16 protein-coding genes are annotated in these 20,220 nt (G+C 64.2%); 9 read left to right on the top strand and 7 right to left on the bottom strand.

What is annotated here, in order from left to right:
* Positions 1 to 77 precede the first annotated feature (77 nt).
* Positions 78 to 1,175 (bottom strand): anhydro-N-acetylmuramic acid kinase, encoded by a 1,098-nt coding sequence (locus GL284_RS09495; RefSeq protein ID WP_155044361.1) that lies wholly within the window; start codon positions 1,173 to 1,175, stop codon positions 78 to 80.
* Between the two features lie 61 nt (positions 1,176 to 1,236).
* On the opposite strand from GL284_RS09495, the gene tyrS reads away from it, so the two are divergent.
* Positions 1,237 to 2,475: a tyrosine--tRNA ligase gene (tyrS, locus tag GL284_RS09490; RefSeq protein ID WP_155044360.1), complete on the top strand. Its 1,239-nt coding sequence runs from the start codon at positions 1,237 to 1,239 to the stop codon at positions 2,473 to 2,475.
* Positions 2,476 to 2,528: 53 nt separating this feature from the next.
* Here the strand turns inward: tyrS and GL284_RS09485 are convergent, their stop codons facing one another.
* Positions 2,529 to 2,957, bottom strand: a complete 429-nt coding sequence (locus GL284_RS09485) for a VOC family protein (RefSeq protein WP_155044359.1) — start codon at positions 2,955 to 2,957, stop codon at positions 2,529 to 2,531.
* Between the two features lie 551 nt (positions 2,958 to 3,508).
* Here GL284_RS09485 and nrdH point away from each other — a divergent pair.
* The 6 genes from nrdH to pdxY all read left to right on the top strand — a co-directional run bounded on the left by nrdH (position 3,509) and on the right by pdxY (position 8,864).
* Complete coding sequence (gene nrdH / locus GL284_RS09480; RefSeq protein ID WP_142664303.1) at positions 3,509 to 3,730, top strand: glutaredoxin-like protein NrdH; 222 nt, start codon at positions 3,509 to 3,511, stop codon at positions 3,728 to 3,730.
* Between the two features lie 5 nt (positions 3,731 to 3,735).
* Complete coding sequence (gene nrdI, locus GL284_RS09475) at positions 3,736 to 4,152, top strand: class Ib ribonucleoside-diphosphate reductase assembly flavoprotein NrdI (RefSeq protein ID WP_155044358.1); 417 nt, start codon at positions 3,736 to 3,738, stop codon at positions 4,150 to 4,152.
* On the top strand, positions 4,134 to 6,260 hold the full coding sequence (gene nrdE / locus GL284_RS09470; protein ID WP_155044357.1) for a class 1b ribonucleoside-diphosphate reductase subunit alpha: 2,127 nt from the start codon (positions 4,134 to 4,136) through the stop codon (positions 6,258 to 6,260). The genes nrdI and nrdE overlap by 19 nt, the downstream gene beginning before the upstream one ends.
* 27 nt (positions 6,261 to 6,287) lie before the next feature.
* Positions 6,288 to 7,259 (top strand): class 1b ribonucleoside-diphosphate reductase subunit beta, encoded by a 972-nt coding sequence (gene nrdF, locus GL284_RS09465; protein ID WP_155044356.1) that lies wholly within the window; start codon positions 6,288 to 6,290, stop codon positions 7,257 to 7,259.
* 91 nt (positions 7,260 to 7,350) lie between these two features.
* Positions 7,351 to 8,031, top strand: a complete 681-nt coding sequence (locus GL284_RS09460; RefSeq protein ID WP_155044355.1) for an MOSC domain-containing protein — start codon at positions 7,351 to 7,353, stop codon at positions 8,029 to 8,031.
* A complete protein-coding gene (gene pdxY, locus GL284_RS09455) occupies positions 8,028 to 8,864 on the top strand; it encodes a pyridoxal kinase (RefSeq protein ID WP_155044354.1) in 837 nt (278 codons plus the stop codon). The genes GL284_RS09460 and pdxY overlap by 4 nt, the downstream gene beginning before the upstream one ends.
* Positions 8,865 to 8,974: 110 nt before the next feature.
* Here pdxY and GL284_RS09450 read toward each other — a convergent pair whose 3' ends face one another.
* Positions 8,975 to 11,278: a Tex family protein gene (locus GL284_RS09450; protein WP_155044353.1), complete on the bottom strand. Its 2,304-nt coding sequence runs from the start codon at positions 11,276 to 11,278 to the stop codon at positions 8,975 to 8,977.
* 133 nt (positions 11,279 to 11,411) lie between these two features.
* On the opposite strand from GL284_RS09450, the gene GL284_RS09445 reads away from it, so the two are divergent.
* Complete coding sequence (locus GL284_RS09445; RefSeq protein ID WP_341870334.1) at positions 11,412 to 11,891, top strand: MarR family winged helix-turn-helix transcriptional regulator; 480 nt, start codon at positions 11,412 to 11,414, stop codon at positions 11,889 to 11,891.
* Between the two features lie 3 nt (positions 11,892 to 11,894).
* Here GL284_RS09445 and GL284_RS09440 read toward each other — a convergent pair whose 3' ends face one another.
* The 3 genes from GL284_RS09440 to GL284_RS09430 all read right to left on the bottom strand — a co-directional run bounded on the left by GL284_RS09440 (position 11,895) and on the right by GL284_RS09430 (position 16,908).
* Positions 11,895 to 13,841, bottom strand: a complete 1,947-nt coding sequence (locus GL284_RS09440; protein WP_155044352.1) for a TonB-dependent receptor plug domain-containing protein — start codon at positions 13,839 to 13,841, stop codon at positions 11,895 to 11,897.
* A 92-nt stretch (positions 13,842 to 13,933) separates the two neighbouring features.
* Positions 13,934 to 15,283, bottom strand: a complete 1,350-nt coding sequence (locus GL284_RS09435) for a sigma-54-dependent transcriptional regulator (RefSeq protein WP_155044351.1) — start codon at positions 15,281 to 15,283, stop codon at positions 13,934 to 13,936.
* Positions 15,280 to 16,908, bottom strand: coding sequence for a sensor histidine kinase (locus GL284_RS09430; protein ID WP_155044350.1), 1,629 nt, complete (start codon positions 16,906 to 16,908; stop codon positions 15,280 to 15,282). Before GL284_RS09430 ends, GL284_RS09435 begins: the two co-directional genes overlap by 4 nt.
* 229 nt (positions 16,909 to 17,137) lie before the next feature.
* On the opposite strand from GL284_RS09430, the gene GL284_RS09425 reads away from it, so the two are divergent.
* Positions 17,138 to 18,505 (top strand): dicarboxylate/amino acid:cation symporter, encoded by a 1,368-nt coding sequence (locus GL284_RS09425; protein ID WP_155044349.1) that lies wholly within the window; start codon positions 17,138 to 17,140, stop codon positions 18,503 to 18,505.
* 143 nt (positions 18,506 to 18,648) lie between these two features.
* Here GL284_RS09425 and GL284_RS09420 read toward each other — a convergent pair whose 3' ends face one another.
* Complete coding sequence (locus GL284_RS09420; RefSeq protein ID WP_155044348.1) at positions 18,649 to 20,178, bottom strand: UxaA family hydrolase; 1,530 nt, start codon at positions 20,176 to 20,178, stop codon at positions 18,649 to 18,651.
* Positions 20,179 to 20,220: the final 42 nt, after the last annotated feature.

Raw genomic sequence — 20,220 nt, 5'->3', positions numbered from 1 at the left:
ACCGCGCCATCGTTCCCGCCAGATCGACAGAAGAGTTCACGAAAACGCAAATATGCCAAGGCATTGGCACAGTCGCGTCAGCCCCGCCGCGGGTGACTGATGCGTCCGCCGCAGACCGGCCCCGGCGCGCCGGTGGTGCCCGGACCGGATGTGGGCAACCCGCGCAGGACGCGCACGGCAAGCCAGCCAAAGGCCTGCGCCTCAAGCATGTCGCCATCCAGCCCGGCCTGATCGACCGGCGCGACCCGGCAATCCAGCCGGGCCGCAAGCGCCGCCATCATCGCGGCATTGTGCCGCCCCCCGCCACAAACCAGCAGCAGCGCGACCGGCGGCACAAGCGCCATGCCCGCAGCGACCGCAGCCGCCGCCGCATGCGTCAAGGTCGCCGCCGCATCGGCATCGGACAGATGCGCCACACGCGGCAACAGATCGAAAGCGTCGCGATCCAGCGATTTCGGCACCGGGCGCGCGAAATGCGGATGGGTCAGAAAATCCGCGATCACCGCATCGTCGGGGGTGCCCCGCGCGGCCAGAGCGCCGCCCTCGTCGCGGGCCATGCCGCGCCGCGCCCGCAGCAGATCGTTCAGCGGCGCATTGGCCGGGCCGGTATCAAAGGCGATGCAGGCCCCGTCCGCTTCGGGGGCTGTGGCGGTCGGATCGACCCATGTGACATTGCCGACGCCGCCAAGGTTCAGAAACGCCACCGGCGCGCGCGGCAACAGCCCCTGCCCCATCGCCCATTCCGCACAGGCCCAATGAAAGAACGGCGCCAGCGGCGCGCCCTCGCCGCCCTGCCGCACGTCTTCCGAACGGAAATCCCAGACGACAGGACGCGCCAGCCGGGCAGCCAGCGCCGCGCCATCCCCGGCCTGATGCGTGCCGCGCCCGCCCGGATCATGCGCCAGGGTCTGGCCGTGATAGCCGATCAGCCCGGCATCCGGGAACCCTTCGGCCAAGGCGGCATGAGCCGCCACCGACAGCGCGCCCGCCTCGGCCACATCGAGATCCCCCGGCCACTGCCCCAGCGCGGCGTGCAGCATGGCAGATTCGTTGCCGGAATAGGCGCGATAGGCCGAGCGGCCAAAGCCGCCGATCCGCACGCCATCCGTGTCGATCAGCGCGGCATCAACGCCGTCCAGCGATGTGCCCGACATCATCCCCAAGGCCCGGATCATTCGCCTGTTCCCCTTTTTTGCCGCCACAGGTATATCCGCTGCCATTCGAAAGGAAACGCTCATGACCTATAAGCCCAAATCCGACTTCCTTCATGTGATGGTCGAGCGTGGCTATCTGGCCGACTGCACCGATCTGCAATCGCTGGATGACGCGCTGATCAACGGTTCGGTGACGGCATATATCGGTTATGACGCGACGGCCGCGTCGCTGCATGTCGGCCATCTGCTGAACATCATGATGCTGCGCTGGTTCCAGAAGACCGGCAACCGCCCGATCACGCTGATGGGTGGGGGCACGACCAAGGTGGGCGATCCCAGCTTCCGCTCGGACGAACGCCCGCTGCTGGACGCGGCGGCCATCCAGTCGAATATCGACGGCATGGGACAGGTGTTTGCGCGCTACCTTGATTACGGCCCGGACAAGGCCCTGATGCTGAACAATGCCGAATGGCTGGACGGGCTGAACTATCTGGATTTCCTGCGCGACATTGGACGGCATTTTTCCGTCAACCGGATGCTGTCCTTTGAATCGGTGAAATCCCGTCTGGACCGCGAGCAGTCGTTGAGCTTCCTCGAGTTCAACTACATGATCCTGCAGGCTTATGACTTTCTTGAGCTTTACCGCCGTTACGACTGCCGCCTGCAGATGGGCGGGTCGGACCAATGGGGTAATATCATCAACGGCATCGACCTGACCCGCCGCGTGCTGGACGGAGAGATCTTTGGCCTGACCTCGCCGCTGCTGACGACCTCGGACGGACGCAAGATGGGCAAATCGGCGGGCGGCGCGACCTGGCTGAACGGCGCGATGCTGTCGCCCTATGACTTCTGGCAGTTCTGGCGCAACTCGACCGATGCGGATGTCGGGCGCTTCCTGAAGCTGTATACCGAACTGCCGGTCGAGGAATGCGACCGCCTTGCCGCGCTGTCGGGGTCCGAGATCAACGCCGCCAAGATCATCCTTGCCAATGAGGTGACAACGCTTTTGCACGGCGCCGACGCCGCCGCATCGGCCGAGGCCACCGCGCGCGAGGTCTTTGAACAGGGCGGCGCAGGCGGCGATCTTGAGGTGGTGACGATCGCGGCCGATGCGCTGCCGGTATCGGTGGTGCAGCTTCTGGCCCAGACCGGGATCGCCACCTCGGGCAAAGAGGCCAAGCGCCTGATCGCGGAAGGCGGGCTGCGCCTGAACAATGACGCGATTGCCGACCCGCAACTGGTCGTGGATGCGGGGATGATCGGCGCGGGGCTGAAAGTCTCGGTCGGGAAGAAGAAGCACCGCATGGTGCAGATCGGGTAACGAAAAAGGCCGAAGCGCTTGCTTCGGCCTTGTTTCATTCCGGCGGGCGGCGCTTACCAGTGGCCGGTGTTTTCCATGCTGGACCACGGCTCTTGCGGCGGCAGGTCGTCGCCTTCCTGAAGCAATTCGATGGACACATTGTCCGGGCTGCGCACAAAGGCCATATGGCCGTCGCGCGGCGGGCGGTTGATCGTCACACCCGCATCCATCAGCTTCTGGCACATGTCGTAGATATTTTCGACGCGGTAGGCCAGATGCCCGAAATGCCGACTGTCCGAGGGCAGGCCATCGTCGCCATCCCAGTTATGGGTCAGTTCGACCGGGCATTCCGGCTGGCCGGGCGGCGCCATGAACACCAAGGTGAACCGGCCTTTGTCATTGTCGATGCGGCGCGTCTCCTCCAGCCCCAGGAGTCGGAAAAACGCCATGGTTTTTTCAAGGTCCAGAACACGCACCATTGTGTGCAGATAACGGGTGGTCATCGGTCTCTCCTGTTTGCGGGCTGCAGACTGGCAGCGTCGGGATCCAACGACAAGCGCAGGACCACGGTTTCATCCGCAGTGCCCGATGCCCCGGCAAACCGCGCCGCGATGTAGTCTTGCGCATTGCGTCACAGGCCGTCCTGCGCAAGACTGCATATCAGCATCCCGGCGCGGTTTTTGATATGGACGCGGACTGGATGCGGGTCTAGAACGCCCGCCCCGCCCTGCGGTATCCGTACAACCAAAAGAAGAAATGCACTTTCCATCCTGTTCACGACAGGTGGCGGATCACGTGTGCGCACGGAAACGTTAAGACTGATGTTCTGCGTTCAGACCACCATATATGGGTAGCGCAGCCCGGCCGATGTCTATATAGTGGGGGTGCGAGATGACAGCGGCGACTCGAACTGCCCGCAAGGCGCTTCGGATCGTCACGCAACTGTAAGTAGCCGATGCCCGTTTGCCGATCTGCTTTTGACGGTGGGATCAGCCAGCAGGTTGCCGCAGGCAGATCGCCACGACATGACAGACGAAAAAAAGGAAAACAGGCAATGAGCATCACGGTCTACTCCAAACCTGCCTGCGTGCAGTGCACCGCAACCACCCGCGCGCTGGACGCTCGCGGGCTGGCCTATGACATCATCGACCTGACCGAAGACGACGCGGCGATGCAGCTGGTGACCTCGCTGGGCTATCGTCAGGCGCCGGTCGTCGTGGCGGGCGATGCGCATTGGGCGGGTTTCCGTCCCGACATGATCGGCCGCCTGTCCTAAGGGCGATGGGCGGGCTGGTCTATTTCTCGTCTGCCTCGGGGAACACGGCGCGCTTCGTGGCGCGGCTGGGGCTGACGGCGGCGCGGATCCCGATTTCGCCCGCCGATGCGACGCCTGAACCCGCCCTGCCCTATGTGCTGATTTCACCGACCTTCGCTGATGGCGAGGGTCGTGGCGCGGTGCCCAAGCAGGTGATCCGCTTTCTGAACGATCCGGGTCGCCGGGCCCTGCTGCGCGGCGTCATCGCCGCGGGCAACCGGAATTTCGGCGCCACCTATGCCCTTGCGGGTCGTGTGATCGCCGAGAAATGCAATGTGCCGCTGCTTTACAGTTTCGAGCTGGCAGGAACCGACAACGATATTGCCCGCGTCCATGACGGGCTTCACAAATTCTGGGGGACAGAATGCTTGACGATGGCGTAAAGGCCGAGCTTGATTATCACGCGCTGAACGCGATGCTGAACCTTTACGACGGCGAAGGCCGCATCCGCTTTGACGCGGATCGCAAGGCTGCGCGGCAGTATTTCCTGCAGCACGTCAATCAGAATACGGTCTTCTTTCACAACCTTGATGAAAAGCTGCGCTATCTGATCGACGAGGGTTATTATGAACCCGAAGTGCTGGACCAGTATTCCAAGAATTTCCAGCGCGCCATCTGGGACGCCGCCTATGAGCGGAAATTCCGTTTTCCAACATTTCTGGGCGCGTTCAAATATTACACCAGCTACACGCTGAAAACCCGGGACGGGCAGCGCTATCTGGAACGCTATGAAGACCGCGTGGTCATGGTGTCGCTGGCGCTGGCGCGCGGCGATGAAGCCCTGGCCATGAGCTTCATGCAGGAAATCCTGTCCGGGCGTTTCCAGCCTGCGACGCCGACATTTCTGAATGCCGGCAAGAAATCGCGGGGCGAGCTGATTTCCTGTTTCCTGCTGCGGCTGGAAGACAATATGGAATCCATCGGCCGCTCGATCAATTCGGCGCTGCAATTGTCCAAGCGCGGCGGCGGCGTCGCCCTGATGCTGACCAACCTGCGCGAGGCGGGTGCGCCGATCAAGGGCATTGAAAACCAGTCCTCGGGCGTCATTCCGGTGATGAAACTGCTGGAAGACAGCTTCAGCTATGCCAACCAGCTTGGCGCGCGTCAGGGCGCGGGCGCGGTCTATCTGAATGCGCATCACCCCGATATTCTGCGCTTCCTTGATACCAAGCGCGAAAATGCCGACGAAAAGATCCGCATCAAGACGCTGTCGCTTGGCGTCGTCATTCCCGATGTGACCTTTGAACTGGCCAAGAAAAACAACGATATGTATCTTTTCTCGCCGCATGACGTGGAAAAGGTTTATGGCGTTCCCTTCTCGGAAATCTCGGTCTCCGAGAAATATGCCGAGATGGTCGATGACAAGCGCATCAAGAAGAAAAAGATCAACGCGCGCGAATTTTTCCAGACCATCGCCGAGATCCAGTTTGAAAGCGGCTATCCCTATATCATGTTCGAGGATACGGTGAACCGCGCCAATCCCGTGCATGGCCGCATTACCATGTCGAACCTGTGCAGCGAAATCCTGCAGGTGAATGAGGCGTCCGAGTTCAACGAGGATCTGTCCTATTCGCATATGGGCACCGATATTTCCTGCAACCTCGGTTCGCTGAATATCGCGGCGACCATGGATGGCCCGGATTTCGGCGCCACCGTCGAAGCCGCCGTGCGTGCGCTGACCGCGGTCTCGGAAATGTCGGCCATCGACTCGGTCCCGTCGATCCGTCGCGGCAATGACGAAGCCCATGCGGTGGGCCTTGGCCAGATGAACCTGCACGGCTTTCTGGCGCGCGAACACATCCATTACGGATCCCCCGAAGGCGTTGAATTCACCAGCGTTTATTTCGCTGCCATCGCCTATCATGCCATTCGCGCATCGAACCTGCTGGCCAAGGAAAAGGGTCACAGCTTCAAGGATTTCGACAAGTCGAAATATGCCGATGGCACGTTCTTCGACAAATATACCGAACGCGACTGGCTGCCGGTGTCCGAGGATGTGACCCGGGTCTTTGAAAACATCACCCTACCCACCCGCGAAGACTGGGCGGCGCTGAAAGTGGCGGTGATGAAAGACGGGCTGTATAATCGCAACCTGCAGGCCGTGCCTCCGACCGGCTCGATCAGCTATATCAACAACTCGACCAGCTCGATCCACCCGATCGTCGCCAAGATCGAGATCCGCAAGGAAGGCAAGATCGGCCGGGTCTATTATCCTGCCGCCTTCATGAATAACGAAAACCTTGAATATTATCGCGACGCCTATGAAATCGGTCCGGATGCGATCATCGACACCTATGCGGCGGCGACCGAACATGTCGATCAGGGGCTTTCGCTGACGCTGTTTTTCCCCGCCGAGGCCACGACGCGCGACATCAACCGCGCCCAGATCTACGCGTGGAAAAAAGGCATCAAGACGATCTATTATATCCGCCTGCGCCAGACCGCGCTTGAAGGGACCGAGGTGCAAGGCTGCGTCTCCTGCACCCTGTAACCTCAAATCGAATAAGGGGAAGGTCCGATGAAGGATCATATCTTGCGCAATCCGCTGCGCGCCATCAACTGGAACCGGCTTGAGGACGAAAAGGATCTTGAGGTCTGGAACCGTCTGACCGTCAATTTCTGGCTGCCCGAAAAAGTGCCGCTGTCGAATGACGTGCAAAGCTGGGCCACGCTGCGCCCGGAAGAACGCGAATTGACCATTCGCGTTTTCACCGGCCTGACGCTTCTGGACACGGTGCAGAATACCGTGGGCGCGCCGTCGATGATCCCGGATGCCGTCACGCCGCATGAAGAGGCGGTGTTGTCGAATATCTCGTTCATGGAGGCGGTCCATGCGCGCAGTTATTCGTCGATCTTTTCGACGCTGTGCCTGACAAAAGAAGTCGATGAGGCTTTCCGCTGGTCGGAAGAAAACCCGCATCTGCAAGCCAAGGCGCGGCTGATCCTTGAAGAATACAAGGCCGGCTCGGATCCGCTGAAACGCAAGATCGCCAGCGTGTTTCTGGAAAGCTTCCTGTTCTATTCCGGCTTTTATCTGCCGATGTATTGGTCGTCGCGCGCCAAGCTGACCAATACCGCTGACCTGATCCGCCTGATTATCCGGGATGAGGCCGTGCATGGCTATTATATCGGCTATAAATTCCAGCGCGCCGCCGAAAAGCTGGACGAGGCCCGCCGCGCCGAACTGAAGGATTTCGCCTTTGCGCTGATGTTCGATCTGTATGACATCGAACAGAAATACACCGCCGAGCTTTATGACGGCATCGGTCTGACCGAGGATGTCAAAGCCTTCCTGCATTACAACGCCAACAAGGCGCTGCAAAATCTGGGATATGAGGCGCTGTTCCCGCCGCAGGCCTGCGAGGTCAACCCGGCGATCATGGCGGCCCTGTCGCCCGACAGCGAAAACCATGACTTCTTCAGCGGCTCGGGCTCTTCCTATGTCATCGGCAAGGCCGTGGCGACCGAAGACGAAGACTGGGATTTCTGATCCTGACGCCCGCCCCGAAAGGCGGGCGTTTCGCCTTGTGGCGGCGACGCTAAGCGGTAATCTGGCGTCTCTGACAGCCAGCGACCACGCCATGACCAGCATCACCCTTTTGACCGGGCGTGCAGCCCCCCTGCCAGGCAGCGACAAACGCAGCGGCATCGACAAGCGCCCGGTCCATGCGCCCCTTGCGCTTGGCACAGAGGGGCTGGCGGGCGATGAACAGGCCGATCGCCGGGTGCATGGCGGGCCGGAAAAGGCCGTGCATCATTATCCCTTCGATCATTATGCCGCGTGGCGCGCCGATCTGGGCGCGCTTGCGCTCTTGGATGCGCCGGGGGCCTTTGGGGAAAACATCTCGACCCGCGGACTGACCGAGGCCGATGTCGCGGTGGGCGACATCTTCCGGCTGGGCGGCGCGCTTGTGCAGGTTAGTCAGGGGCGGCAGCCCTGCTGGAAGCTGACGCACAGGTTCGGCGTGCCGAAACTGGCTCGGCTGGTGCAGGATAGCGGGCGCACCGGCTGGTATTACCGCGTCCTGCAACCCGGCAAGGTCGGTCCCGGCGACGGGCTGGAACTGATCGACCGTCTGGCCCCGGAATGGACGGTGCAGCGGCTGTGGCGCGCGCTTTATGTCGACCGGCTGAACCTGCCGGAATTGCAGGGCATCGCCGCGCTGGACGTGCTGGCTGAGGGCTGGCGCAGCTATGCCGCCCGCCGTCTGGACAGCGGCAAGGTCGAGGACTGGTCGGCCCGGCTGGAGGGCAATTCATGACACCGCCTTTGGTGATTTCCATTCAAAGTCAGGTCGTTCTGGGCCATGTCGGCAATTCGGCGGCGGTCTTTCCGATGCTGGCCGCCGGGCTGGATGTCGCGCCCGTGCCGACGGTGGTGTTCTCGAACACGCCGGATTATCCCACGCTGCGCGGTCGCGCGATGCCGCCTGACCATTTCGCCGACCTGCTGCAGGGCGTCTGGGAACGCGGGCTGCCGGGGCGCGCGCGCTATGTCGTGACCGGCTATATCGGCTCGGTCGAGATCGCGCTGATGACGGCCGAATTCATCCGCCGCGCCAAGGCGGAAAATCCCGCGCTGATCTATCTGTGCGATCCGGTGATGGGGGACGAAAAGCCGGGGCTGTATGTGCCCGAAGCGATTGCCGCCGTGCTGAAGGATGCGCTGCTGCCTCTGGCCGACATCGCCTCGCCCAACCCGTTCGAGATCGCCTATCTGACCGGCCAGCCGATCCGCGCGCTGGCGGACCTGCCGCGCGCCTTTGCCGATCTGCGCATGGCGCCGGGCGCGCATCTGATCGCCACCGGCTGCAGCCTTGAGGAGACGGCGGCGGGGATGCTGGAAAGCGTCATCCTTGGGCCTGATGGCATCAGCCGACATCCAACGCCGCGCCTGTCGGTGTCGATGGCGGGCACGGGCGATCTGTTTCTGGGGCTGATCACCGCCGCGCTGGGATGCGGGCGCGATCTGGCGCAGGCGGTCGAGTTTGCGCAGATCCAGACCTCGCGCGCGCTGGCACGGGCGGCGGCACTGGGCACGAAAGAAGTGGTGCTGTCCGATCCCGATTTCCGTGCCGCGCTGCTGACGCTTTGACCCCGCGCGCGCTTTGACGGAACGCGCCTGTTGGCGGCACAGGCCACGCCTCGGCGCCTTCATCAAGAAGGCGCCGAGGCGTCGGGTCAGGCCCGCAAGCCCTTGCGCCCTTAACCTTTGCGCATGGCGTTCAGCAAGGCAGCCCCAAGCCCGCCGACTTCCTGCTGGGCTGCGGGCTTTGCCGTCTTGGGCCCCCGCGCCGGGGCCGATTTCGGCCCGCGTTCGGTCTGTGCCTCGCGGGCCGAGGCCCCGCCATCCTTGCGCATGGTCAGCCCGATGCGTTTGCGGGCCACGTCCACCTCGGTCACGCGGACCTTGACCACATCGCCGACCTTCACGACCTCATTGGGGTCTTTCACGAAGCGGTCGGCCAACTGGCTGATATGGACCAGACCGTCCTGATGCACGCCGATATCGACGAAGGCGCCGAAGGCCGCCACATTCGTCACCGTGCCCTCCAGCGCCATGCCGGGACGCAGATCCTTGATGTCCTCGACCCCGTCGGCAAAGCTGGCGGTCACGAAGCTGGGGCGCGGGTCGCGGCCGGGCTTTTCCAGTTCCGACAGGATGTCGCGGATCGTCGGCAGGCCGAAACTGTCATCGACAAAGGCCTCGGCCCGGACGGATTTCAGCGCGCTGCCATCGCCCATGATCTGCCGGATGTCGCGCCCGCAGGCGGCGACGATCTTGCGGGCGACGCCATAAGCCTCGGGGTGGACGGAAGAAGCGTCGAGCGGTTCCTTGCCGTCGCGGATGCGCAGGAAACCCGCGCATTGTTCAAAGGCCCGTGGCCCCAGCCCCGTGACCTTCTTCAGCGCGGCGCGGGATGCAAAGGCCCCTTCGGCATCGCGATGCGCCACGATATTCTGCGCCAGCGACGGGCCAAGCCCCGCGACATGCGCCAGAAGCGGTGCCGAGGCGGTGTTCAGGTCCACGCCAACCGCGTTCACGGCATCTTCGACCACGGCTTCCAGCGTCTTGGCAAGCTGGCGCTGGTCCACGTCATGCTGATACTGGCCGACGCCGATGGATTCGGGCGGCACCTTCACCAGTTCGGCCAGCGGATCCTGCAAGCGGCGGGCGATGGACACCGCGCCGCGCAGCGACACGTCCAGCCCCGGAAACTCTTTCGCCGCCAGCTCGGACGCGGAATAGACCGAGGCCCCGGCCTCTGACACGATCACCTTGACCGGCGCCTTGACGCCCGCAGGCAGGCGTTTCAGCACATCCGTGACCATGCGTTCGGTTTCGCGGCTGGCAGTGCCGTTGCCGATGGCGATCAGTTCGATGCCATGCTTGACGATGGCCGCAGCCAGCGCGGCCTCGGCCCCGCGCAGATCGGATTTCGGCGGGAACGGATACAGCGTCTCGGTGGCGACCAACTTGCCGGTCGCATCGACGGCGGCCAGCTTGACGCCGGTGCGGATGCCCGGATCCAGCCCGATGGTCGGACGCGCCCCCGCCGGAGAGGCCAGCAGCAGGTCGCGCAGATTGCGGGCAAAGACCCGGATTGCCTCGGCATGGGCGCGGGCGCGCAATTCGGTCAGCAGGTCGATATACATGGTGTTCGACAGCCGCACGCGCCAGCACCAGCCCGCCACCTTGCGCAGCCATGCGTCGCCCGGACCGTCGCCCAGCCGCCCCAGGGCCGCCGCAACGATGCCTTCGGCACGCGCCACGCCGGTTTCGGGTTCAGGCGCGATGTCGATGGTCAGCACCTCTTCCTTGGCGGCGCGCAGGATCGCCAGCGCCCGGTGCGCGGGGATGGTGGACCATTTCTCGCGCTGGTCGAAATAATCGCTGAACTTGGCGCCGACCTGTTCCTTGCCCTCGACCAGTCTGGCGTGGATGATCGCCTCGGATTGCATGAAATCGCGCAGACGGCCCAGCAGGGTGGCGTTTTCCGAAAGCTCCTCGACCAGAATGTCGCGCGCGCCGTCCAGCGCGGCTTTCACATCCGCCACGGTGTCGGACAAATAGCCGGAGGCAAGGGCCTCGGGGGCAACGGCGCGGTCGTCCTGAATGGCGCGCAGCAAGGGCTCCAGCCCGTTTTCGCGGGCGATCATCGCCTTGGTGCGGCGCTTGGGCTTATAGGGCAGGTAGATGTCTTCCAGCGTGGCCTTGGTCTGCGCCCCGGCAATGGCGCGGGCCAGATCGTCGGTCAGCTTGCCCTGCCCCTTGATCGAATCGACGATGGCCGCGCGGCGGGCCTCAAGCTCGCGCAGATAGGCCAGACGCTCGGCCAGATTGCGCAATTGCGTGTCATCCAGCCCGCCGGTGATTTCCTTGCGATAGCGCGCGACGAACGGCACGGTCGCGCCCCCGTCCAGAAGCCCGGTCGCGGCGATCACCTGCGCGAGGGTCGCGCTGATTTCGGTGGCGATCGTGCGGGCAATGCGGTCGGTGGCGTCCATCCCAAAGGCTCCTTCATAGGCGAAGGCCCGTCATATCCCGCCCGCCCCGGCCCGCCAAGCAGAACTGCACCGCGCGGGGTCGCGGTCCGGCGGCGATTGGCGTATCCTGCGGCAATCACAGCAGGATCGTGCCTTGTCTTTCACCTTGATGCCAGCGCCACGCCAGCCGCAATTCGGCGATGACACCCCCGAGACGGCCTATAACCGGGTGTTCTTTGCCATCCTGCGCATCCAGCGCAGCCTGATGCCCGAGATCGAAAAGCAATTGCGCGCCTTGGGCATCGCCGACCCGATCTGGTACGAGATCCTGTATGCCGTCGAACAGGCGGGCGCGGGCGGCGTGCAGATGCTGGCCTTGCAGAACCGGCTGGCCGTGCCGCAATACGCGCTGTCGCGCCACGTCACGCGCATGGAAAAGGCCGGTCTGATCCGGCGCGAAGCCGCCCCCGGAGCCGGGCGCGGGCAGAATCTGCTGCTGACGGAAAAGTCGCTGGGGCTGCAGGACCGGATCTGGCAGGTCTATGTCACGCTGATCCAGAACGCCCTTGGCCCGCATCTGACAACGGACGAGGCCTATGACCTCGTCCGCTATCTGAACCGGCTGTATCGCTGAGGTCTAGAACTTCAATGCGGCGGTCAGCATGAAGGTCCGGCCGGGTTCGTAAAGCGGCTCGACGCTGGAATAGTCCTGACCATAGGTGGCGCGGTCGGCAAAGTTCTTGTCAAAGAGGTTCGCGACCTCGGCCCGGATGACCACGGCGTCATATTGCGGCGGGGTGTATTCGGTGAACAGGTTCAGCACCGCATAGCCCGGAATGCCGCGATCGGCATCGACATCGGTGTCGTCATAGGCCTGCGCGGCCTGAATGCTGCCGCCGAAGGTGAAGGCGTTGACGGTCTGCTGCGCCTCGATGGCAAAGACCCCACCCAGGGGCGCGCCCAGATCGACGGCGCTATAGCTGTCGGTGCCTGCGCCGTTCACCTTGATCTTGCTGTGCGAATAGCTGGCGCGCAGGAAACCGTCGGCCCAGCCATAGCCAAGGCCAAGGTTGAAGCCGCGGCTTTCGACATCGGCATTGTCATTCGCGCGGTATGAACTGAACCGGGCATCGTTGATCTTGGTCAGGAACAGTTCACCGTCCAGCCGCAGATCGCCCGCCTCATAGTCGAAGCCCAGCGTATAGTTCTGCGAGCGCGCGGCCTTCAGCCCGGTATAGTCCCATGCCGGGTTGAAGATGAAGTTGTCCTCCAGCGTCACACCGCCAAAGACCGAGGACATGCCGCCGCGCAGTTTCAGGCTGTCAGTGACGGCATAGGACACCGAGGCATTGCCGCTGAAGCCGGAAAAGCTGTCATCCCAGCCGGTCGTGCCGGTAAAGTCCTGATGATCCCAGCGCGCGCCAAAGGACAGCGCCAGCCGGTCGCTCGGCTCAAGGCGGGCCTGCGCATAGATGCCGATATTCTGCGCGTCCTCGGTGACATCCCCCAACAGCGAGGCATCGCTGTAGCGGCTTTCGCGGTCATAGTAATCCACGCCCGCCGTCACGCTGTCGGTGGCATTCAGGTGAAAGCGGTTTTCGATCCTGGCGGAAAAGGTCTTGTTCAGGCCCCTGCTGGTGCCAAGGCCGGGATCAAGCGGCTGGGCCACGCCGATATCGACCTCGGACCAGCCCAGCACGGCGCGGGGATCCCAGATGCCGCTGGTCTGGGTGTTTTCGTAAGACAGCGCATAGGTCTTGCGGTCGGTGTCATAGCGGCGCAGCGGGAACGGGCGGCCATCGCCCACGAAATTCGCGCGATAGGGCCGCAGCGCATCGTCGCGCATCCGCTGGGCCGACAGTTCGACACGGTGGCCGTCCTGCGTTTCATAGGCCAGCTTGCCCAGTTGCGTCTGCATGTCGGCGGCGCTGCCTTCGACCGTGACACCGGCGCCGGTCTCATAATCCTCGCCGGTCGCGGCCTTCAGATAGCCCAGCCATTCAAACCCGCCATGCCGCCCGGCCAGCGTCAGCGAACGCCCGAACGTCTGGCCATTATCGGCATAAGACAGCCGGGCATTGCCGCCGATGTCGCGCCCGTCCTGCAGGATGTCGGCGGCATCGACCGTCTCCATCACCACGGCCCCGGCCATGGCGTTCGGCCCGGCATCGGCGGCGGCCACGCCCGCATCGACGCGCACGAATTTCATCAGCCCCGGATCGAAGGCATTGGCCGAGACATGGTGAAAGATGCGATTGTTCTGCGCCACGCCATCGACCGTCACCGCAAGGTTCAGCATGTCGACGCCGTTCACAAAGATCTTTTGCGCCACCGGGATCGCGCCGCCCACGGAAACCGAGGCGATGCCGCTGAACAGATCGCGCAGATCGCCCATCCGCGCCCGCTCAAGTTCGGCATCGGCCACATATTCGCTGGTGCCCCGGTCGGCGGCATTGCCGTCATCGTCGCGGGCGCGCACGACCACCGGATCCAGCAGCACGCTGGGCTGGGCGTCCTGCGCCAAGGCGGGCAAGGGCAACGCGGCAAGCAGAACAAGGGTCGGGGGAATGCGGGACAGCGCCATGGTCGATCTCCGAAGACAAAGGACATGGCTGGGGCGATGCCCCTGGCTGATGCCAGCGCCTAGCACATGACATCTTAACATGCAATTGCATGTTAACTGTCCGGTCCGCGATAATCCGCGGGCTTGATGCCGTGCCGCGTCAGCTTGTCATAGAAGGTCTTGCGGGGCAGTTGCAGCCGCTCCATCGCGCGGGTGGCATTGCCGCCCGCCAGCCGCAGCGCCTCGCGGATCAAGCCGGATTCGTAATCCTGCACCATCTGGGACAGGCCCTGCGCCGGGTCGTCCTCGGGCGCGGTGTCGAAGGCGGGCAGGCCCAGCACATGCGCCTCGGCGAACTGGCGCAATTCGCGCAGATTGCCTGGCCAGTCATGGCTGCTGAGGCGCGCCCGTATGGCGGGATTCATCGGCGGAGCATGGACCTTCAGCCGCGCGCCCGCCTCAAGGATGAAGTGGCGGAACAGGTCCAGCACGTCCTCGCGCCGGTCGGCCAGCGCCGGCAGATGCAGCGCCACGCCCGACAGCCGGTAATACAGATCCGCCCGCAGAACGCCGTCGCGCACCAGCCGTTCCGGGTCCACCCCGGTCGAGGCGATGACGCGCAGATCCAGCGGGCGCGGCGCGGCAGCGCCCATGGGCCAGAACTCGGCCCCCTCGATCAACGCCAGCAGGCGGGCCTGCAAGGCGGGGCTCAGCCGGTCGATGCCGTCCAGATACAGCGTGCCGCGATGCGCCTTTTCCAGACGCCCCGCCACCCGGCCCTGCCGACCGGCGGCATCAAGGCCCATGAACTCGGCGTCGAACCGCGCCTCTTTCAGCGTCTCGCAGGCGATATGCACGAAGGCCCGCGCGCGCCGGGCGCTTTGGCGGTGAATGGCCCGCGCGACGGTTTCCTTGCCCGAACCGCCCGGCCCCGCCAGCAGCAGATCGCCCCCCGTTTCAGCCAGCCGCGCGATGGCGTCGCGCAGGTGCTGCATGACGGCGCTTTGGCCGATCAGCCGGGTTTCTTCGGCGGCGGTCTCTTGCTGGGCACGGCGCAGGGCGCGGTTCTCCATCACCAGCGCGCGCGACTGGCAGGCCCGGTTCAGCGCGGCGGCAAGCTGGTCCGCGCCCAAGGGCTTGGACAGGAAATCATAGGCCCCCTGTTTCAACGCCGCGACCGCCATGGGCACATCGGCATGGCCGGTCAGCAGGATCACCGGCAATTCCGGGTCCATGGCGTGCAGACGCTGAAAGAACGCGAAACCGTCCATGCCGGGCATCCGCACATCCGACAGCACGACGCCGGGCCAGTCGGGACCAAGCCCGCTCAGCGCCGCCTCGGCCGAGGCAAACGGCTCGGTCAGAAACCCCGCCACCCGCAGCGCCTGCGCCTGCGCGGCCAGCAGATCGGCATCGTCATCGACCAGCCGGACAAGGCGCGGGGTATCGTCGTGATCGGTCATAGAGCCCCCGGCAGATCAAGGATGAAGGTCGCGCCCTGCCCCGGCACCGGCGCGGCAACGCTCAGATCGCCGCCAAAATCCCGCGCGATCTCTTGCGAAATCACCAGCCCCAGTCCCAGCCCCTGCGGCTTGCTGGTGGCAAAGGGCATGAACAGCTTGCCCGCGATGTCCGGCGAAAGGCCGGGGCCGTTATCGCTGACGCTCAGCCGGACCTGCGCGCCCGGTTGCAGGCGCAGGGTGATGCGGGGGGCGGGCGTATCAACCAGCGCCTCTTGCGCGTTTTGCAGCAGATTCACCAGCACCTGTTCCAGCCGCACGGTTTCGGCCATCACCCGCAGATCGGGCGGCAGCACGGGCAGATCCAGCGCGATGCCCTGCGCTTCCCTGCGGGCGGCGGTCAACAGCAGCGCCGCATCCAGCGCCGGGGCCAGATCCACCGGCACGACCTGCCCGGTCGCCTTGCGGGCAAAGCCGCGCAATTGCTGGGTGATGCGCGTGATGCGTTCCGTCATGCGCATGATGGTGGACAGGTTTTCAGCCACCTCGGGCGACTGGCCGGGCGGCAGCAGCGCACTGCCGGTCTCGGCCAGCAGGCGGATGGTGGCCAAGGGCTGGTTCACCTCATGCGCGACGCCCGCGGTGATCTGGCCCAGAGCCGCCAGCTTGTTGGCCTGCACCATGTCCGCCTGCAACTGATGCAGCCGCGCCTCGGCTTCGCGGCGTTCGTGCATCTCACCCGACAGCGCGCGGGTGCGTTCCTCGACCGCCTGTTCCAGATCGGCGCGATAGCGGCGCTCGGTCTCGGCCCGGCGGGCAGCGCGGCGGCGGGCGCGCAGCGTCCAGCCAAGGCCCGCGCCCAGCATCATCACCCCGAACCCGGCGCTGCCCGTGGTCAGCAGCGCCGCCCGCCATGCAGGCGCGGCCGAGGTCGCCATGACCATTGTCCAGTCCGTCCCCGGCACCGCCGTCTGCGCGGTGATCCGGCCCGTCTTGGGCGGAGGCGCGCCAAACCGCAGCGCCGGATCGCCACTCAGGATCACCTGCCCCGTGGCGTCGGTCACATAGGTCAGGCCACCCGCCGCCGCCCAGATGTTTTCCACCCGGTCGAACTCAACCTTGACGACAACGACACCCAGTGCGCGGTCCTGATCCACCACGTCATGCGACAGATACAGGCCGGGCCGGTGGCTGACCGTGCCCAAGGCGAATTGCGTCGCCTGCCCGCGCAGGATCGCGTCGCTGAAATAGTCGCGAAAGCTGTAATCCTGACCGACGAAGCTTTCCGCATCGTCCCAGTTCGAGGCGGCAATGGCCACGCCGCGGCGATCCAGCAGATATATCACGGCGCTGTCGGTTTCCCCCCGCAGACGGTCCAGCTTGCGCGACACCACCGCCCGATGCGCGGCGTCCTGATGCAGCAGCCCGTCGCGGATGGCACTGTCATCGGCCAGAACGGTCGCCACGGCGCGCTGGCGCGACAGCACGCTGTCCAGAGACTGCACCCGGCTGCGCAACTCGACCGCCTGCGCCTCTTCCAGATCATGCGTGGCGCCGCGATGGCCAAGGACGAAGCTGGCCACCAGCACCGCCGCAGCCACCCCGCCCCAACACAGCAGGCGGAACATGAACGAATCAATTCGGAATCGTGACACCCCTGACGCCTCTGCATCCAGACCATGCGGATTCCCACACTATCAGATCCGCAATGTGCGGAAAACCACACAATGAAACATGCCAAACCTTGCGGATTCCCCATGAAAACAGCGCATTCCAGCTATGCATTCCGCTTTTGGCCCGCATCGGCACTGCGCCTAATTTGCCCCGGTCAAACATCGCAGGTTGGAGGAGGCCTCAATGCAACTCGATACGTCGGCACAGCCGACCCCCCACGCCCATCGCCCGTTCTATCGCCATCTGTATTTTCAGGTGCTGTGCGCCATCGCCGCCGGTGCGCTGATCGGCCATTTCTATCCCCAGACCGGCGAGGCGCTGAAGCCCCTGGGCGACGCCTTCATCAAGCTGGTCAAGATGATCATCGCCCCGGTCATCTTTCTGACCATCGTGACCGGCCTTGCGGGCATGGGCACGCTGAAGGGCGTCGGCTCGGTCGTGGGCAAGGCCTTCGCCTATTTCTTCACCTTCTCGACGCTGGCGCTGATCGTCGGTCTGATCGTGGCCAATGTGGTGCATCCCGGTTCGGGCATGAATATCGACCCGGCAACGCTGGATGCCAGCAAGGTCGCGACCTATACCGAAAAGGCGCATGAGACCTCGCTCACAGGCTTTGTCATGGACATCATCCCGACGACGCTGGTTTCGGCCTTTGTCGAGGGCAACATCCTGCAAGTGCTGTTCGTCGCGATCCTGTTCGGCATCAGCCTGATCCTGATCGGCGAAAAGGCGAAACCCGTCGTCAGCCTGTTCGAGACGCTCAGCCTTGCCATCTTCCGCGTGGTCGACATCCTGATGAAGGCCGCTCCGATCGGCGCCTTCGGGGCCTTCGCCTTCACCATCGGCAAATACGGCATCGCCTCGATCGTCAATCTGGCGGCGCTGGTCGGCACGTTCTACCTGACTTCGGCGCTTTTCGTGATCGTCATTCTGGGCACGGTCTGCATGCTCAACGGCTTCTCGATCTTCCGGCTGATCTCGTATCTCAAGGCCGAGCTGCTGCTGGTTCTGGGCACCTCTTCCTCGGAATCCGCGCTGCCCTCGCTGATGGAGAAGATGGAGAAAGCGGGCTGCAAGCGTTCGGTCGTCGGTCTGGTCGTTCCCACCGGCTATTCGTTCAACCTTGACGGCACCAACATCTACATGACGCTGGCGGCGCTGTTCATCGCTCAGGCCACGAACACCCACCTGTCGCTGGAACAGCAGATCCTGCTTCTGCTGGTCGCCATGCTGTCCTCGAAAGGTGCTGCGGGTGTGACCGGCGCGGGCTTCATCACGCTGGCAGCCACCCTGTCGGTCGTGCCGACAGTTCCGGTCGCGGGCATGGCGCTGATCCTTGGTGTGGACCGCTTCATGTCGGAATGCCGCTCGATCACCAACTTCATCGGCAACGCCGTGGCCACCGTCGTGGTCAGCCGCTGGGAAGGCGCGCTGGACCGCGAAAAGTTCGACGCCGCCATGGCTGGCCGTCCGCAGGGCACCGCCCGTCCGGTGACCGAGCTGGACCACGCCCCCTCGGGCCTGCGTCTGGGCGAAGCCAGCGCCGACTGATCGACAGTCACCCGAGGCCAAAGAAAGACCGCGCCCCCCTGACCGAGGGCGCGGTTTTTCATTGAACGCCGGTCACGCCATCATCCCGCGCGCAAGCCTCCGGCCTTCTCTGTTCCCCAAATACTCACCTGCGACGCCTGCAATCAGGTAACCACGCCGATCTGCCAGGGCACGAATTCATCCTGCCCATACCCATGTTCCTCGGATTTCGATTTCCGCCCCGAGGCGCAGTCGATCATCATCTGAAAGATCACCTCGCCCAGTTCCTCGATCGTGGCCTCGCCATCGATGATGCTGCCGCAGTTCAGATCCATGTCCTCGGTCTGGCGCAGCCATGTCGCGGTATTGGTCGAGAATTTCAGCGACGGCGCGGGCACGCAGCCAAAGGCCGAGCCGCGCCCGGTGGTAAAGCAGATCAGGTTCGCCCCCGAGGCCACCTGCCCCGTCGCGGACACCGGGTCATAGCCGGGGCTGTCCATGAAGACCATGCCGTGTTCGGTGACGGGTTCGGCATATTCATAGACGCCGCGCAGATTGGTCGTGCCGGCCTTGGCCACCGCGCCCAGCGATTTCTCAAGAATGGTGGTCAGCCCGCCCGCCTTGTTCCCGGCCGAGGGGTTGTTGTTCATCTCGGCCCCGCTGCGGGCGGTGTGCTCTTTCCACCAGTCGATGCGGGCGATCAGCTTTTCGCCGATCTCGGGCGTTTCGGCCCGGCGGGTCAGCAGATGTTCGGCGCCATAGATCTCGGGCGTCTCGGACAGGATCGCGGTGCCGCCATGCGCGACCAGCAGATCGACGGCATGTCCCAGCGCCGGGTTCGCGGTGATGCCGGAATAGCCGTCCGAACCGCCGCATTGCAGCCCGACCACCAGCTCTGACACCGGGATGGGTTCGCGCGTGACGGCATTCGCCGTGGCCAGCATCGCGGTGATCTGGTCGATGCCGTGCTGAATGGTCTTTTGCGTGCCGCCCTGATCCTGAATGGTAAAGGCCTTCAGCGTCTTGCCCTCGGCCAACCCGCGCGAGGTCATGATCTCATTGATCTGGTTCGTCTCGCAGCCAAGGCCGATGAACAGGACGGCGGCGAAATTCGGATGCACGGCAAAGCCCGACATGGTGCGGCGCACGATATCCATCGACTCGCTTTTGCTGTCGACCGCGCAGCCGATGCCATGGGTCAGCGCCACGACGCCATCGACATTCGGGAAATCCGCCAGGGCCTCGGGGCGGATGTCGCGGCGGAAATGATCGGCGATCAGCCGCACCACCCGCGCCGAGCAATTCACCGAAGAGATGATGCCGATATAGTTGCGCGTTGCCACCTGCCCATTGGCGCGGCGATAGCCCATGAACGTCGCGGGTTCGGCAACCTGCGGCGTCGGATGGGCGTCCGCGCCGATGGCATGGTCCATCTGCACATCGGTCATCGCAAGGTTGTGGACATGGATATGCGCCCCCGCCGCAATATCCTGCGAGGCCAGACCGATGATCTGGTTATACCGTCGCACCGCCTGCCCGGCAGAAATCGCGCGCGTGGCGATCTTGTGGCCGGGGGGAATGTCGTCTTGCGTCGTCACGCCCTCGGTTGGCAGTTCGGTGCCTGCCGGAATGGCTGTCGTGGCGATCACGACATCGTCTTGCGGGCGCAGGCGGATGATGGCTGGCGCGGTCATGGCTGGCGATCCTTACTAATGGGGGCCTTGGAAATGGGGTCC

The organism is Paracoccus shanxieyensis (assembly GCF_009711265.1).
In the GTDB taxonomy this organism is placed as follows: Bacteria; Pseudomonadota; Alphaproteobacteria; order Rhodobacterales; family Rhodobacteraceae; genus Paracoccus; species Paracoccus shanxieyensis.
Note: the sequence above shows the minus strand (reverse complement) of the source record. Positions and strands in the feature narration are given on the sequence as shown.